Origin of the sequence: Cupriavidus sp. GA3-3 (assembly GCF_000389805.1) — a bacterium.
Lineage (GTDB): Bacteria > Pseudomonadota > Gammaproteobacteria > Burkholderiales > Burkholderiaceae > Cupriavidus > Cupriavidus necator_D.
Map to the genome: position 1 here is coordinate 67,989 of NZ_KB944490.1, position 15,258 is coordinate 83,246.

At 67.5% G+C, this 15,258-nt stretch carries 12 protein-coding genes; 7 read left to right on the forward strand and 5 right to left on the reverse strand.

Annotated features, from left to right (window positions below; genetic code table 11):
* Positions 1 to 44 precede the first annotated feature (44 nt).
* Both C265_RS21705 and C265_RS21710 read left to right on the forward strand, forming a co-directional pair.
* Positions 45 to 515 carry a hypothetical protein gene (locus C265_RS21705; protein WP_011617970.1) on the forward strand — a complete coding sequence of 157 codons (471 nt, stop codon included), beginning with the start codon at positions 45 to 47 and terminating at the stop codon, positions 513 to 515.
* A 125-nt stretch (positions 516 to 640) separates the two neighbouring features.
* On the forward strand, positions 641 to 2,008 hold the full coding sequence (locus C265_RS21710) for a sigma-54 dependent transcriptional regulator (RefSeq protein ID WP_010811152.1): 1,368 nt from the start codon (positions 641 to 643) through the stop codon (positions 2,006 to 2,008).
* Positions 2,009 to 2,121: 113 nt separating this feature from the next.
* On the opposite strand, the gene C265_RS21715 is transcribed toward C265_RS21710, so the two are convergent.
* The 3 genes from C265_RS21715 to C265_RS21725 form a co-directional block, all read right to left on the reverse strand.
* Positions 2,122 to 2,511 carry a hypothetical protein gene (locus C265_RS21715; RefSeq protein ID WP_011617969.1) on the reverse strand — a complete coding sequence of 130 codons (390 nt, stop codon included), beginning with the start codon at positions 2,509 to 2,511 and terminating at the stop codon, positions 2,122 to 2,124.
* Between the two features lie 146 nt (positions 2,512 to 2,657).
* A complete protein-coding gene (locus C265_RS21720; RefSeq protein ID WP_231881471.1) occupies positions 2,658 to 2,882 on the reverse strand; it encodes a hypothetical protein in 225 nt (74 codons plus the stop codon).
* A gap of 416 nt (positions 2,883 to 3,298) precedes the next feature.
* Entirely contained in the window at positions 3,299 to 3,493 is a 195-nt protein-coding gene (locus tag C265_RS21725; protein ID WP_010811154.1) for a hypothetical protein, read from the reverse strand.
* A 102-nt stretch (positions 3,494 to 3,595) separates the two neighbouring features.
* Between C265_RS21725 and C265_RS21730 the strand changes: the two genes are divergently transcribed.
* Together C265_RS21730 and C265_RS21735 are read left to right on the forward strand one after the other, a co-directional pair.
* Entirely contained in the window at positions 3,596 to 4,669 is a 1,074-nt protein-coding gene (locus C265_RS21730) for a YihY/virulence factor BrkB family protein (RefSeq protein ID WP_011617967.1), read from the forward strand.
* Positions 4,670 to 4,842: 173 nt separating this feature from the next.
* Positions 4,843 to 6,444 (forward strand): peptide chain release factor 3, encoded by a 1,602-nt coding sequence (locus tag C265_RS21735; RefSeq protein WP_010811156.1) that lies wholly within the window; start codon positions 4,843 to 4,845, stop codon positions 6,442 to 6,444.
* Between the two features lie 90 nt (positions 6,445 to 6,534).
* Here the strand turns inward: C265_RS21735 and C265_RS21740 are convergent, their stop codons facing one another.
* The gene (locus C265_RS21740; protein ID WP_010811157.1) at positions 6,535 to 8,691 is read right to left on the reverse strand and encodes a TonB-dependent siderophore receptor; all 2,157 of its coding nucleotides are present in this window, start codon (positions 8,689 to 8,691) and stop codon (positions 6,535 to 6,537) included.
* 351 nt (positions 8,692 to 9,042) lie between these two features.
* Between C265_RS21740 and C265_RS21745 the strand changes: the two genes are divergently transcribed.
* Together C265_RS21745 and C265_RS21750 are read left to right on the forward strand one after the other, a co-directional pair.
* Complete coding sequence (locus C265_RS21745; protein WP_010811158.1) at positions 9,043 to 10,290, forward strand: MFS transporter; 1,248 nt, start codon at positions 9,043 to 9,045, stop codon at positions 10,288 to 10,290.
* Between the two features lie 464 nt (positions 10,291 to 10,754).
* Positions 10,755 to 11,693, forward strand: coding sequence for a mechanosensitive ion channel family protein (locus C265_RS21750; RefSeq protein WP_010811159.1), 939 nt, complete (start codon positions 10,755 to 10,757; stop codon positions 11,691 to 11,693).
* Here C265_RS21750 and edd read toward each other — a convergent pair.
* Positions 11,690 to 13,546 carry a phosphogluconate dehydratase gene (gene edd, locus C265_RS21755; RefSeq protein WP_037025015.1) on the reverse strand — a complete coding sequence of 619 codons (1,857 nt, stop codon included), beginning with the start codon at positions 13,544 to 13,546 and terminating at the stop codon, positions 11,690 to 11,692. The two genes, C265_RS21750 and edd, sit on opposite strands and share 4 nt — an antisense overlap.
* A gap of 226 nt (positions 13,547 to 13,772) precedes the next feature.
* Between edd and zwf the strand changes: the two genes are divergently transcribed.
* Positions 13,773 to 15,230 carry a glucose-6-phosphate dehydrogenase gene (zwf, locus tag C265_RS21760; protein WP_037025017.1) on the forward strand — a complete coding sequence of 486 codons (1,458 nt, stop codon included), beginning with the start codon at positions 13,773 to 13,775 and terminating at the stop codon, positions 15,228 to 15,230.
* Positions 15,231 to 15,258 lie beyond the last annotated feature (28 nt).

The following is a 15,258-nucleotide window of genomic DNA, read 5'->3' on the forward strand; positions in this document are numbered from 1 at the left end:
CGCAGACGTGTAGTGCCGGGGGATGTTGTTCAACGGGGATTATCATGACCGCAGGAGAGATCCGGCGACCCGCTATCGGGCCTGTCAGGGAGACTAATAACCGCTCCATCCGAGCCATCCATCATGCCTGGGCTGCCGTGGGGGAAGCCGCAGGCGAAGCACCCAGCAAGCGGACCGTCCAAGATGGCGCGACGGCCGAGGTGGCCGCCCTGCTTGCCGACGACAGCGAACTCAGCGACAGCGCACGCGCGGCCGTGGCCAACCTGCTGCGCCGCCATCGCCTGCTCGAAGGCGAACTGACACGCCAGCGCACGCTGTTGCAGGAATGGATCCTGAGCCAACAGACCTACAAGACGCTCTACTACCAATACTCCGGCCAGTCGCAGCAGGCGCCGCGCCTGGAGTTGATGCGTGAAAAGGAGGCTGTGCGGCGGCGTATCCGCGCTCAGCTCCAGGTGGGTGCGGACGATCTTGCCGCGCCCGATGAGCAACTCCGCAGTCTGTCCAGCTCGTGATACCGACGTCGCGCGCGGGTGCGTGCCCGCAGCCAGTTCAGCCCCACCGTCCGCCGCGGCTGCAGGCCGCGACGGCGGACACGGGTGCCCGAACCAAGAACAAGCCTAACGTCCGGGAGATCGTGATGGACCGACTGTGCAAGGCGTCACGCACTGCACAGATCGTGGTCGTGTCGCGTCATGAAGATTTTGGTTTTGACCCGTCTGGCACAGCCACGGGATGGGAAATCCGCCGGATCCAGCAGATTCGCGACCTTGAACGCGTGGTGCGGGCCTGCCCGCCCATGGCAGGCGTGATCGACCTGCAGTCCGACTACAGCGATGCCGAGTTCGCGCAACTCGAACAGGCACTGCAGTACCTGCACATTACGTGGGTGGCCATCACCTCCGATGAAATGCTGGCGCAGGAGCGCGTGCGCCGGCTGATCCGCGACTACTGCGTCGACTACGTGCGCATGCCGTTCTCGATGCCTGAACTGCTCTACACGCTCAAGCATGCGCAGGGCATGGCGTCGCTGCACGGCACGCGCCCGCAGGAGACCGCCTCGCGCGGCACCATGATCGGCGAGTGCGCGGCGATGCGGGCGATGTTCCGCTCGCTGGCCAAGGTGGCGCACAACGAGGCACCGGTGTTCATTTCCGGAGAGTCCGGCACCGGCAAGGAACTCGCCGCGCAGGCGATCCACGATGCCTCGAGCCGGCGCAAGGGACCGTTCATTGCCATCAACTGCGGTGCGATTCCCTCGCACCTGGTGCAGTCCGAGCTGTTCGGGTATGAGAAGGGCGCGTTCACTGGCGCCAACCAGCGCAAGATCGGCTGGATCGAGCAGGCGCAGGGCGGCACGCTGTTCCTCGACGAGATCGGCGACCTGCCGCTGGAAAGCCAGGTGGCGCTGCTGCGTTTCCTGCAGCAGGGCATGATCACCCGCCTGGGCGGGCACCAGTCGATCCCGCTGAACCTGCGCATCATCTCGGCCACGCACGTGGACCTGGTGGCGGCACAGGCCGACGGGCGCTTCCGTTCCGACCTGTTCCACCGGCTATGCGTGCTGACGCTGACCATCCCGGCGCTGCGCGAGCGCGGCGAGGACATCCTGCAGCTGGCCAACGCGGTGCTGGCCGAACACGGGCACGAGGCGCACCGGCGCATTCGCGGGTTCTCGGCCTGCGCAACGCAGGCAATGATGCAGTACGCGTGGCCGGGCAACGTGCGCGAACTGATCAACCGCGTGCGCCGCGCCATCGTGATGACCGACAACCGCAAGATCACCGCCGAAGACCTGCAGCTGCACGGCGGGGCGGAGCTGCCGCGCAAGACCCTTGACGCGATCCGCGAAGAAGCCGAGCGCGAGGCCATCCGCACCGTGATGGCGAGCCACGGCTTTCACGTGGTGCCGGCCGCGCGCGAACTCAATGTCTCGCGCGTGACGCTGTACCGGCTCATGCACAAGCACAACATCCGCGTGGAGAGTCAGGCGACTGCGGGCGAGTAAGCGGCAAGCCGGCGCAGGTTGCCGGAGGCCGGACGCAATCCCAGGCGCCGCAGGAAAGGGGAACAGGCGACGTCCGCCCGCCGGCTCCGCCTTTCCTCGTGCCCGTCGGCACGTCAGCGCACCACTGCCAGGGGCCGCCTGGCCCCGGACTCGCCGCTGGCCGCATCCATCAGCTCGGCGGCAAGGTTCATGCTGAGCTTGCCGCGCGGCTGGCGCGGCGGCCCGTTCTCGTCATGCTGGCGCCACGGCACGATCGCGCCGCGCTCCGGCTTGTCGCGCGCTTGCCGCCCTGGCGTTGACGTGGCGGCACCGGACGGCGTGTCCGGCGAAAGCTGCAGTTCCCCCCAGGCCCAGCCAAAGCCGCGCACGTAAACATCATTGCTGACCGCCGCGTGGCTGTCGGCGCTGGCCGCTTCGGGGCGGTCGAACCAGGCATAGCTTGCCGCCGCGGCGCTGGTTGAGAACACCGCCAGCACCGTGGCGGCAAGCATTCCGGCTGTCATGGCGGGTGCCTCCCTGTGGAAAAAACGGTGCCCGCCGGGGGACGGAGCACCAAATCCGCGCGGGCACGCTGGCTCGCGTACCCGCCATCATTCCGTTCGCGGCGCCAGCCTGCCGCGACATCCTGCGTTGCCAATACTGCCTGCGGTCACGCGCGCCGCTTGCCCGCGTGGCGCCGGAAGGCAGCCCTGGCAACTCCGTGCCTGGCCGTCGCTGCGCAGCCAGCGCCTTGCGCGGCCGGCGTGGCGGGCGGCGTACGCGCCCGCGGATGGGGCAGCAGTGGCGACGACAGCAGGTCCACCACCGACGGCGGCGGACCCGCGAGCCGGTAGGAGCGCCGGCGCGCCGTCATGCGTGATGGCGGATGACGCATGTCTGGGTTTTCTCCTGCATGCAATGGCTGGTTCCATGGGCACGGGCCCATGTGCCCCTGTTTTGCCTGAGCGACAAGTGTGCCAAGGGCCGCAAAGGCTTATGCCACGCGGGTTTGCGGTATGAGGGACGAGCGCGGGCAGGCCTTGGGGCGCGGTGGCAGACCAATCCGTTTCGCCGCTGCAACGCGCCATGCGCGCAGCGGCGCGCGTGGTGGCCGCGCTGGTGCGGCGCCGGGTGCCCGTTGCGTACGCGGGGTGCGGGATAACGCGCTGCGCTAGGCCCGCAGGCGCGCTCTTGCAACGCGTTGCACGCCTGAAACCGGCGTTGCAGTTGACGCGGCCCGGCAACACCTGCACCGGCCGCCGATAGGTCACGCAGAAACAGGTACGCCCCGGTCAGTGTCCTGCGGTGCCGTCAGCGTGGTTGCCCCGATGCCGGCGCGGCTGGTGTGTCGGGAGGATTGAGCGTGGCGGGCGCGGCCGGGGTGGCGCTGGCCGCCGCGCCGGAAATGGGCTTGGGGCCCGGCTGGCTGCGTTCGCAGCCGGCGCAGCCCAGCATGCCGATGATCAGTAGCACGGCCGCAGGGCGCGTGCGGAGGTTGCAGGTCACGGTGCCTCCTTGCGCCGGCGCGCAGGCACGGGTTGCGCCGGCAGGTGTGCCTGATCCTACTGTAGCAGGTTGCCTCCCTGCGCCGGCTTGGGGCAGCGCGCAATGCGCAGTATGATGAACGCACGGGCCTTCGCCGCACAGACCGCGCCGCGAAGGCATGCGCAACGCACACGCGATCCGCCTGGCGCATCGCGCCAGCACCTGGCCGTGACCGACAATACCGAACACCAGTCCTCTTCCGCCGGCAGCGCGGCGCCACATCACCGCAGGCATCGCCCGCACTGGCTGCCGGACCGCCATACCGGCGCACGCACCCTGCGCGTGGTCGCTGCCGCCATCAACTCCTGGTTCGCGCATCGGGCGGCCAGCAAAGGGGCGGCGCTCTCCTTCTACATGCTGTTCTCGCTGGCGCCCATCCTGGTGCTGGTGATCTCGATCGCCGGCCTGTTCTTCGGCGCCGAGGCCGCACGCGGCGAGATTTTCTCGCAGCTTGAAGGCCTGGTGGGCGAGCAGGGCGCCACGGCCATCCAGGAAATCCTGGCGGCTACGCACCGCGCTGGCGGCAGCGGCATGGCGGCGCTGGTGGCGACGGGCATCCTGCTCGTGGGCGCCACGAGTGCCTTTGCCGAGCTCAAGAGCAGCCTGGACGACATCTGGCATGTGCCGGTGCCCGAGACGGCGGGCTGGCAGCAATTGCTGCGCACGCGCCTGCTGTCATTCAGCCTGGTGCTGGTGCTGGCCTTCATGCTGCTGGTGTCTCTGATCGTCAATGCGGCGCTGGCCGTGGTTGAGCGCCTGTGGGGCCAGTTGTGGACGCAATCGTGGTTCGCGCCGGTGGCCGATGTGCTTTCCACCGCCTTTTCCTTTGCCGTGGTGACGGCGCTGTTCGCGGTGATCTTCAAGATGCTGCCCAATGCGCGCATTGCCTGGCGCGACGTCACCATGGGCGCGGTCATCACAGCCTTGCTGTTCTCGATCGGCAAGCGGCTGATCGGCCTGTACCTGGGCAACAGCGCCGTGGCCTCCTCGTACGGGGCCGCGGGCTCGGTGGTGGCGCTGATGCTATGGGTGTATTACTCGGCACAGATCTTCTTTTTCGGCGCGGAACTGACGCGTCAGTACGCGCTGCAGTTCGGCAGCCTGCGCGGCAAGCCGGCAGAGAAGCTGGCGGAATAACTTGCCGCACCTGGGCGCCACAAACCCGGAGCGGTGCCCAAAACCGGTAAAATAGCGCCCCATTCCCTTCGCGTGCCCGCAGAGCCCGGCCCCGCCATCGCCTGCGGGCGCTGCCGGCCCTGGCCCGGCCGCCCGCCGGGCCATCCAATATTTCCCAGTCAAACTCCGCTGCCGTGAGCTCGCTCGTTTCTGAAATTGCGCGTCGACGCACCTTTGCCATCATCTCCCACCCCGATGCGGGCAAGACCACCCTGACCGAAAAGCTGCTGTGGTTCGGCGGCGCCATCCAGGTCGCGGGCGAAGTGCGCGCGCGCAAGGCCGACCGCCACGCCACCTCGGACTGGATGGAGCTGGAAAAGCAGCGCGGCATCTCGGTGACCTCGTCGGTGATGCAGTTCCCCTACCGCCGGGAGACCGCCGATGGCAAGGCCCAGGAGAACATCGTCAACCTGCTCGACACCCCGGGCCACGAGGACTTCTCTGAAGACACCTACCGCACGCTGACCGCGGTGGACTCCGCGGTAATGGTGATCGACTCGGTCAACGGCGTGGAAGCGCAGACCATCAAGCTGCTCAACGTCTGCCGCCTGCGCGACACGCCCATCCTCACCTTCATCAACAAGCTCGACCGCGAAGGCCGTTCGCCGATCGAGCTGCTTGACGAAATCGAGGAGGTGCTGCAGATCCAGTGCGCGCCGATGACCTGGCCGATCGGCATGGGCAAGGCCTTCCGCGGCGTGTACCACCTGATCAACGACAAGGTCCAGCTGTTCGATCCGCACGGCGAGAAGGGCACGGCCGCGATCCTGGACGGGCTGGACAACCCGGAGCTGGACCGCATCCTGGGCAGCCAGGCCGAAGAGCTGCGCATCGAGATCGAGCTGGTGCGCGGTGCCTCGCACACCTTCGACAAGGACGCGTTCCTCAACGGCAAGCAGACCCCGGTCTACTTTGGTTCGGCCATCAACAACTTCGGCGTGCAGTCGCTGCTGGATGCGCTGTGCGAGCTGTCGCCGCCGCCGCTGGCGCGCAACACGGATTCGCGCGTGGTTGAGCCGCAGGAGCCCAAGTTCACCGGCTTCGTCTTCAAGATCCAGGCCAATATGGATCCGCGCCACCGCGACCGCATCGCTTTCGTGCGCGTGTGCTCGGGCCGTTTCGAGCGCGGCATGAAGCTGCTGCACGTGTCCGCCGGCAAGACCGTGGCGATCAACAACGCCATCACCTTCATGGCGCAGGACCGCAACACGACGGAAGAAGCCTACGCCGGCGACATCATCGGCGTGCCCAACCACGGCACCATCCGCCTGGGCGATGTCTTCACCGAGGGCGAGCCGCTCAAGTTCACCGGCATCCCGTCGTTCGCGCCAGAGTTCTTCCGCCGCGCGCGCCTGAACAACCCGCTCAAGGTCAAGCAGCTGCAGAAGGGTTTGCAGCAGCTGGCCGAGGAGGGCGCCACACAGATGTTCCGCCCGCTTGCTTCTAACGACCTGGTGCTGGGCGCGGTCGGTATCCTGCAGTTCGACGTGGTCGCGCACCGGCTCGAGCACGAGTACGGCGTCGATGCCATTTTCGAATCGCATGAATGCGCGACCGCGCGCTGGCTCAAGGGCACGCCCGCGGAGATCGAGAAGCTGATCGCCAAGGCGGGGCATAACGTGGCGCTCGATGGCGCGGGCGACCATGTCTATCTGGCGCCGAGCATGGTGAACCTGCGCCTGACACAGGAGCGGTTCCCGGAGCTGCAGTTCATGGAGACGCGCGAGATCGTTTGATCGCGTACTAAAGCTGCAAAAGCAAAAACGGCTCGCAACTGCGAGCCGTTTTGCTACCTGAGGGGAGCACCCCCTCAGCCTGATTTCGCCTCAATATGCCAGTGACGCCTGGATATAGAACGTCCGCGGCATCCCCACATACTTGCCCGCATTGTTGTCGGTCGAGCGCGTGAAATAGCGCTTGTCGAACACGTTCTTCACCCCAACCGCCACCTTCAGATTCTGCGCCGACTTGCCGAAGTCATAGCCCAGCCGCATGTTCAGCAGCGCATAACCCGGGATATCGCCCAGCGCACCGTTTGCGCTTTCCGCCGTCTGGTAGTTGGTCGACGTGCTCGGATCGCCCGGCGAACGCTGTTTCGACTGCGCGAAGCCATCGACATTGAGTGCCCAGCGGTTGCGCGCATAGCGCATGCCTACGGTGGCCACGTGGCGCGAATAGAACGGCAGGTCGCGCCCGGCGAAGTTGCCCTGGTTGTAGGTGGCTTCGGTGAAGGTGTAGGTGGCGTATGCCGACAGGCCGGCCAGCGACTTGTCGAGCGCGCCGAAGTCATAGCGCAGCGACGATTCCACGCCACGGTGGGTGGTGGCGCCGAGGTTGGTCCACGCGTCCGGCGCGCCGCCGGTGCCGCCGCGCAGTTGCAGCTCGTCGTCGAAATCGATATTGAACAGCGTCAGCTCGCCGCCCCAGCCGTTGGCGTTGAAGTGCGTGCCGACCTCATACGTCTTGGCCTTCTCGGGCGTCAGGCCGTTGGTGGTCTGCGCGATCTGGAAGTACTGCAGCGGGCCGAACGAAACGCCGGCGTTGGCGAACAGCTTCCACTGGTCGCTGACGTGGTACATCACCGCCAGCGACGGCAGCGGCTCGTTGGACGAGACGTCGTTGCGAGCGCCGGTGAAGTTGTCGGTCACATACGATCGGATGAACTCATAGCGCAGGCCCGGCGTGATGGTCCAGCTGCCGACGTTGATGGTGTCGTCGATATAGACCGCATTGGCGGTGGTGCCGCCCGTGCGCGACTGGTACACCGGCGAGCGCAGCGTGGTCGGATCGATGGTGCCCGGGGTGTAGAACACCGTGCGCGATGCCTTTTCGTCGCTGGCTTCGCGCAGGAAGCGGTAGCCGACGCTGACCTCGTGGCTCATGCTCTCGCCGCGGAACAGCTGCGAGTAGCGCGGCTCGATCGCGAACGTGTGGTAATTGCGCGGGGCCGCGGCCAGGCGGCGCAGGTTGGCCTGCGTGCCGGTGCCTTGCTGCTCGATGTTGCTGCCGCGGAAGCTGTCGGTGTAGTACGTCAGCACCTCGAACTTGCGGTTATTGTCGTTGTGGCTGTACTTCAGGCTGAAGTCGCTGCGGCGGCCGTCGAAATTATCGTAGGGCCGCACCGACTGGAACGGGTCGGCCGCATACTGGGCCGAAGTCAGGCCGCCGGGCATGCCGGCCCTGCCCTCGTAGTAGTGGAAGGCCGCGCTCAGTTCATCGGTCTTCGAGATCCGGTACGCGCCCTTGAGCATCAGGTCGTCGATATTGACGTGGTCGTTGCTCTCGCGATAGCCGTTGCCATGGATGCCCGAGTACAGCAGCGCGCCGCCCAGGCCGTTATCGTTGGTGCCGCCGATGAATGCGGTCGGGTTGGTCTTGACGCTGCCGCCGTGGCTGTAAATGTCGGTCGACACCGACGCATCGGCCACGAAGGTCTTCGGTATCGGGCGCGTCACGAAGTTGATGATGCCGCCCACGTTCTGCGGGCCGTAGCGCACCGAGCCGGCGCCGCGCACCACGTCGATGGTTTCCAGGTTGCCCAGCGACAACGGCGCCATCGACAGCTGCGGCTGGCCGTAGGGCGCCACTGCCAGCGGCACGCCGTCCATCAGGATGGTCGAGCGCGGCGACAGGCGCGAGGTCAGCCCGCGCACGCCCACGTTGAGCGAGACATCGCTGCCGCCGGTGCCGTTGTTCTCCTGCACCTGCACGCCGGGGATGCGACGCAGCACCTCGCGCACGTTGTTGGCGCCGGCTTCCTGGAAGGTCTCGCGGTCGACGATGGTACGCGCGCCGGGATGCTCCAGCACCTTGGCCTCGTTGGCGTTCTCCAGCCAGTTGCCGACCACGGTGACGGCGTTCAGCGTGGCTTCGGGGTTGGCGGCAGGCGCGGGATCAGCGGCGTGGGCCGGCAGGGCGGCAAGCTGGGCGAACAGCAGGGCGGCGCCGATGGCACCCCCGGAAAGGCGGAAAGCGGGCTGCAAGATGGATTCCTGAGAAGCAGCGCGTTCCGCAAGCCAAGGGGAGGGATGTCGTGGGCGGCCGCGCCAATGGGCTGAGATTATAAATGCGAGTGATTCTCAGAAGCGAAACGGCCAGCACCCGCCGCCCGGGATTGTGGTTTATGTGCATCAATGTGCAGACGTCCGGACACCTAAAAGAGGTGAACTACTAACATTTTTTTCGATAGGTGTGCGCGTGTGGGCATCTGTATGCAGGTATTCAGCAGGCGCTTTAGAATCTTGCCTTTGTGCACTGCAATGGCTGTCGTGGCGTCCTCAACGGCACGGCGGCGCTGGGCGGTGCGCAGCCATCTCCGCCTCCCTCCCGCATCCATGTCTTCCCCAGCCACCGTCCAGGCCGCCGCGCCGGACAGCGTCTTCGGCGACGCCGTTTTCCGCCGTTACTGGTTCGCGCGCCTGTGCACCACGATTGGCTACCAGATCTTTACGGTGGCGGTCGGCTGGCAGATGTACGACCTGACCCGCGACCCGCTGATGCTCGGCATGGTCGGGCTGGTGCAGTTCCTGCCGTCGGTGGTGCTGATCCTGATGTCGGGGCACGTGGCCGACCGCTTCGACCGGCGCCGCATCGTGCGCACCTGCCAGGCGATCGAGGCGCTGCTGGCCGCCGGCATGGCCGTGGCCAGCCTGAGCGGCTGGATCGACAGCCATCACATCTTTGTCTTCGTCGCGCTGATCGGCGCCACGCGCGCGTTCGAGACCCCCACGCTGCAGGCGCTGCTGCCCAGCGTGGTGACGCCGCGCCAGCTGCCGCGCGCGGTGGCGCTGGCCAGCTCCGCCGGGCAGGCCGCCATCATCATCGGCCCGGCAATTGGTGGCTTTGCCTACGTGGCCGGGCCGGGCGTGGTCTATGGGCTGAGTGCCACGCTCTTCGCCATTGCCGCCGTGCTGGTCAGCGGCATCACGCTGCGCCAGGCCGCGCAGCGCCTGACCGCGCCGGTCAGCGTGCGCACCGTGTTTGCCGGGTTTGCCTATATCCGCAGCCGCCCGGTGCTGCTGGGCGCGATTTCGCTGGACCTGTTCGCGGTGCTGCTGGGCGGCGCCGTGGCGCTGCTGCCGATCTACGCGCGCGACATCCTGCACACCGGGCCGTGGGGCCTGGGGCTACTGCGTTCGTCGCCGGCAGTCGGCGCGCTGGTAATGGCGCTGTGGCTGGCGCGCCATCCGCTGAACCGGCGCGCCGGGCGCATCATGTTCGGCGCGGTGGCGCTGTTCGGGGTGGCTACCGTGGTGTTCGGCGTATCGACCTGGCTGCCGTTGTCGATGGTGGCCCTGGTGGTGCTGGGGGCGTCGGACATGATCAGCGTGGTGGTGCGCTCCACGCTGGTCCAGCTCGACACCCCGGACGACATGCGCGGGCGCGTGGGCGCGGTCAATTCGGTGTTTATCGGCGCCTCGAACCAGTTGGGCGAGTTCGAGTCCGGCGTCACCGCGGCATTGCTGGGCCCGGTGGGCGCGGTGATCCTGGGCGGCGTCGGCACGCTGCTGGTGGTGGCGCTGTGGATGCGGTTCTTTCCTGCGTTGGCCGCACGCGACCGGCTGCACGATCATCCGGCCTGACCCATTGCCGGGGCAGGGCAGGGAGCGTACCCGTTTCTGCGTCCCTGTCGATGCCCGGATGGCGGTATCGCCGACCCCTGTTCGCCAACTTTCGTCGCTGAAAGTTGTGCCGCACAGCCGGCCCGCCGCGCCGAGCCTGGCCTGGCTGCCCCTGGTTCCTCCCTCGCTCGGATTTTTCTGATCCGCCGCCAGCCTTGATTGCACAAGGGCTGGCGCGCCTGCACGCAACCGCGTGACGCAATCGCCGGAAACCAAATCCCGCCTTGCTTGTCCCCTTCACTGTATTGCCGTGCCGGCATTGTCGGTGATCGTCCGACATCGCGCCGGCAACGTGCGGCAAGTTGTCAAGCGGGAAATTCCCCGCCAGGAGCCTGGGGGCGATCTGGCAGCCCGCTGCCGCACGCAGAAACGGGTACGCAGCACCGCCTGTCTCCTCCATAACAACCGCAAACGGAGCCGCTCCCATGGACCTGAACTTCATCGATGCGAACAAGCTGGAGGCGGGCTGGACCTACCTGGTCCAGTTCGCCATCAACCAGGGAATGAACTGCCTGGCAGCCATCCTGATCCTGATGGCCGGCTGGTGGCTGTCGGCCCGCGTGGCCCGGGGCGCCCGGCGCGCGCTCAGCGGCACGCACGTGGACGAGACCATGCGCCCGCTGCTGGCCAACGCGCTGCAATGGATGGTGCGCGTGCTGACCATCGTGCTGGTGCTGTCGCAGTTCGGGGTGCAGACCGCCAGCATCATCGCCATGCTGGGCGCCGCGGGCCTGGCCATCGGGCTGGCACTGCAGGGCACGCTGCAGAACATTGCCGCCGGCATCATGCTGGTGCTGCTGCGGCCGTTCCGCGTCGGCCAGTACATCGATGCGCAGGGGGTGGCCGGCACCGTGCGCGAGACCGGCCTATTCATGACCGAGCTGACCACCTTCGATGGCGTCTGCCTGCGCGTGCCAAACGGCAAGCTGTGGGGAAGCGCCATCACCAACTACAGCGAGAACGCCACGCGGCGCGCAGACATCGAGGCCACGGTGACCTTCGACAGCGATGTGCAGCGCAGCCTGGAAGCGCTGCGCGCGATGCTCGCGCGCGAGCCGCGCCTGCTGGCCGAACCCAGGCCCGAGACCATGGTGGTCAACTACACGCAGCAGGGCATCACGCTGAACGTGCGCTACTGGACCTCGAATGACGACTACTGGAACGTGCGTTTCGCGTTCTACGAGCGCATCAAGCATGTGCTGGAACAAGCCGGCAGCAAGCTGGCGGTGCCGATCCAGGAATTGCACGTGCCGGGCGCCGCCTCGGTGCCGGGTGCGGTGAAGGTGGCCGACAGCGCGCCATCGGCGAGCGCGCCGCACCCGGCCGGCGCGGCGCCGCGCCACCCGGTGCAGCACCTGGGCTAGCCGAGCACGGGTGCGTTGTTGTTGTCGTCGTCCTCGTCCGAAAACAGCGTGCAGGCGCCGCTTTCCGCGGTGCTGACATGGCGGCGGAAGGTGGCGAACAGGTCGCGGCCCACGCCGTGGCGATTGGCGCTGAGGTCCGGACGGGCAGGCGCGCGCGCCTGCCATTCGTCATCCGGCACCAGCACCTCGAGCGCGCCCGCGGGCGCATCCACGCGCATCATGTCGCCGCTGCGCACGCGCCCGATCGCGCCCCCGCGCAGCGCCTCGGGGCAGACGTGAATAGCCGCCGGCACCTTGCCCGACGCGCCCGACATGCGCCCGTCGGTCACCAGCGCCACATGGAAGCCGCGGTCCTGCAGCACCGTCAGCGTGGGCGTGAGCTTGTGCAGCTCGGGCATGCCGCACGAGGCCGGGCCCTGCCACGGTAGCACCGCAACGAAGTCTCGCTCCAGCTCGCCGCGCTTGAATGCGTGCAGCACATCGTCCTGATGCTCGAACACGATCGCCGGTGCCTCCACCACCTGGTGCTCGGCCTTGACCGCAGAGGTCTTGATCACCGCGCGGCCCAGCCTGCCGTCCAGCACCTTGATGCCGCCGTCCGGCGCAAAGGGCGCGTCGGCGGCGCGCACGATGCTGTCGTCGAGCGGCGCGGCCGGGCCGTCGATCCAGGTCAGCTTGCCGTCGCGCAGCACGGGTTCGCGCGTGTAGTCCTGCAGCCCGCGGCCGACGATGGTGGTCACGTCGTCATGCACCAGGCCCAGCGACAGCAGCCCGCGGATCACCACGGGCAGCCCGCCTGCGGCCTGGAACTGGTTCACGTCGGCCTTGCCGTTCGGGTACACGCGCGCCAGCAGCGGCACCACGGCCGAGAGCTCGTCAAAGTCGTCCCAGCCCAGCACGATGCCGGCCACGCGCGCCATCGCGATCAGGTGCAGCGTGTGGTTGGTGGAGCCGCCGGTGGCCAGCAGCCCGACGATGCCGTTGACGAAGGCGCGCTCGTCCAGCACCTCGGCCACCGGCGTATAGCGCTCGCCGCCGTGCACCAGCTTCAGCGCCTGGCGCGCGGCCTCGCGCGTGAGCGCCTCGCGCAGCGGTGTGTTGGGGTTGACGAAGGCCGTGCCCGGCAGGTGCAGGCCCATCATCTCCATCAGCATCTGGTTGGAATTGGCGGTGCCGTAGAAGGTGCAGGTGCCGGGGCCGTGGTAGGAGCGGGTCTCGGCCTCGAGCAGTTCCTTGCGGCCGATCTTGCCTTCGGCGTAGAGCTGGCGGGTGTGCGCCTTTTCGTCGTTGCTGATGCCGGTGGTCATCGGCCCTCCCGGCACGAACACGGCCGGCAGGTGGCCGAACGACAGCGCGCCCATCACCAGCCCGGGCACGATCTTGTCGCACACGCCCAGGTACAGCGCGGCATCGAACATCTGATGCGACAGCGCCACCGCCGTGGCCAGCGCAATCACATCGCGCGAGAACAGCGACAGGTCCATGCCGTCCTGGCCCTGCGTGACGCCGTCGCACATCGCGGGCGTGCCGCCGGCAAACTGCGCGGTGCCGCCGGCCTCGAGCGCCGCTTCCTTGAGCCACTGAGGGAAAGCCGCCAGCGGCTGGTGCGCCGACAGCATGTCGTTGTAGGCCGAGACGATCGCCAGGTTGGGCCGCTCGTCGGCCTTCAGCCGGATCTTCGCGGCGTCCGGCATGGCAGCCACCGCATGGGCCAGGTTGGTACAGGAAAGCTGCGCGCGTTCGACCTTCTGCCCGGCCATGGCGTGGGTGCGGTCAAGGTACGCCTGGCGCGAGGCGGCGCTGCGGGAGACGATGCGGGCGGTGACCCGCTCGAGCACTGGATGACGTGGCATGGGGTTCTCCTGCGGGGGAGCTTTCAGCCTAGCGCACTTTGCCGCGTACCGCACGATCCACTGCGCAGCACACGCAGAAACGGGTACGCTTCGCGCTCCGGTCATGCATTTGCCAAGCAAGTGCCGCGGCCTGCGCCTCGCCAAGCGCTGGCGAGTCACGTAAACTGGCCACAACGCGCGCCTTCCATGGCGGGTCCTCAAATCGCTAAAGGAGTCCAGGGTGAGCATGCCTGATTTCGACATGGTGCTGTTCGGCGGCACCGGCGACCTGGCGCGGCGCAAGCTGCTGCCGTCCCTGTTCGATGCCCACCACGCCGGCCTGCTGCATCCGGCCGCACGCATCCTCGCCACCGGCAGCCAGCCGCTCTCGACCGCGGACTACCTCGCCTCGCTGGAGCAGACCGTGCGCCCCGGGCTAGCCCATGCGCCGCCCGAGTCATGGGACAAGTTCTGCGCGCGCATTGTCTACGTGCAGGCCGATGCACGCGTGCCCGCGCATTTCGATGCGCTCGCGGAGCAGGTGCTGGCACGCAAGCCTGAAGTGGTGGTGTGCTATCTCGCCACCGCGCCGCACCTGTTCGTGTCGATCTGCGAGCAGCTGGCACGCACCGGCCTGAACACGCGCCAGGCGCCCAATGTGCGCATCGTGCTGGAAAAACCGCTGGGGCATGACCTCGAATCCAACGAGGCAATCAACTCGGCAGTGGCGAAGTTCTTCGCCGAAGAGCAGATCTACCGCATCGATCATTACCTCGGCAAGGAGTCGGTGCAGAACCTGATGGCGATCCGCTTCGGCAACGCGCTGTTCGAGCCGCTGTGGCGGCGCGAGTGGGTGCAGGACGTGCAGATCACCATCGCCGAAGAACTCGGCGTGGAAACGCGCGGCGACTTCTACGACCGCACCGGCGCGCTGCGCGACATGGTGCAGAACCACTTGCTGCAGCTCTTGTGCATGGTGGCAATGGAGCCGCCGGCCAGCCTCAGCGAAGATGCCATCCGCGACGAGAAGATCAAGATCCTGAAGGCGCTCAAGCCGATCACGCCGCAGGACGTGGCCGAGAAGACCGTGCGCGGCCAGTACCGCTCCGGTGCCATCGGCGGCAAGCCGGTGCCGGGCTACCTTGAAGAAGCGGGCATCGCGCCCGACAGCCACACCGAGACCTTTGTCGCGATCAAGGCCGAGATCGCCAACTGGCGCTGGGAAGGCGTGCCGTTCTACCTGCGCACCGGCAAGCGCATGCAGTCCCGCGTGGCCGAGATCGTGATCCATTTCCGCGACGTGCCGCACGCGATCTTCCCGCGGCCGCTGACGCTGTCGCCGCAGAACCGGCTGGTGATCCAGCTGCAACCGGAAGAGAGCATCCGCCTGTACTGCCTGGTCAAGCAGCCTGGCGACACGCTGGAGCTGACGCCGACCTCGCTCGACCTGGACTTTGCCAACTCGTTCAAGGTGCGCCGCGCCGGCGCCTACGAACGGCTGCTGCTCGACGTGATCCGCGGCCGGCTGGGCCTGTTCGTGCGCCGTGATGAACAAGTGCAGGCCTGGCGCTGGGTCGAACCCATCATCGACACCTGGGAGGCCAGCACCGTGCCGCCCAAGCCCTATACCGCCGGCACCTGGGGACCGGCCGCGTCGTCGGCGCTGATGTCGCGCGACGGCGGGCTGTGGCACGAGGAAGCCTGAGCCATGCGCGCGCAGAATCGCAAAGGAA

Coding starts and splice junctions, on each gene's coding strand:
- C265_RS21705 (WP_011617970.1), top strand. CDS start 45: ATGACCGCAGGAGAGATCCGGCGACCCGCTATCGGGCCTGTCAGGGAG.
- C265_RS21710 (WP_010811152.1), top strand. CDS start 641: ATGGACCGACTGTGCAAGGCGTCACGCACTGCACAGATCGTGGTCGTG.
- C265_RS21715 (WP_011617969.1), bottom strand. CDS start 2,511: ATGACAGCCGGAATGCTTGCCGCCACGGTGCTGGCGGTGTTCTCAACC.
- C265_RS21720 (WP_231881471.1), bottom strand. CDS start 2,882: ATGCGTCATCCGCCATCACGCATGACGGCGCGCCGGCGCTCCTACCGG.
- C265_RS21730 (WP_011617967.1), top strand. CDS start 3,596: ATGCGCAGTATGATGAACGCACGGGCCTTCGCCGCACAGACCGCGCCG.
- C265_RS21745 (WP_010811158.1), top strand. CDS start 9,043: ATGTCTTCCCCAGCCACCGTCCAGGCCGCCGCGCCGGACAGCGTCTTC.
- C265_RS21750 (WP_010811159.1), top strand. CDS start 10,755: ATGGACCTGAACTTCATCGATGCGAACAAGCTGGAGGCGGGCTGGACC.
- edd (WP_037025015.1), bottom strand. CDS start 13,546: ATGCCACGTCATCCAGTGCTCGAGCGGGTCACCGCCCGCATCGTCTCC.
- zwf (WP_037025017.1), top strand. CDS start 13,773: ATGCCTGATTTCGACATGGTGCTGTTCGGCGGCACCGGCGACCTGGCG.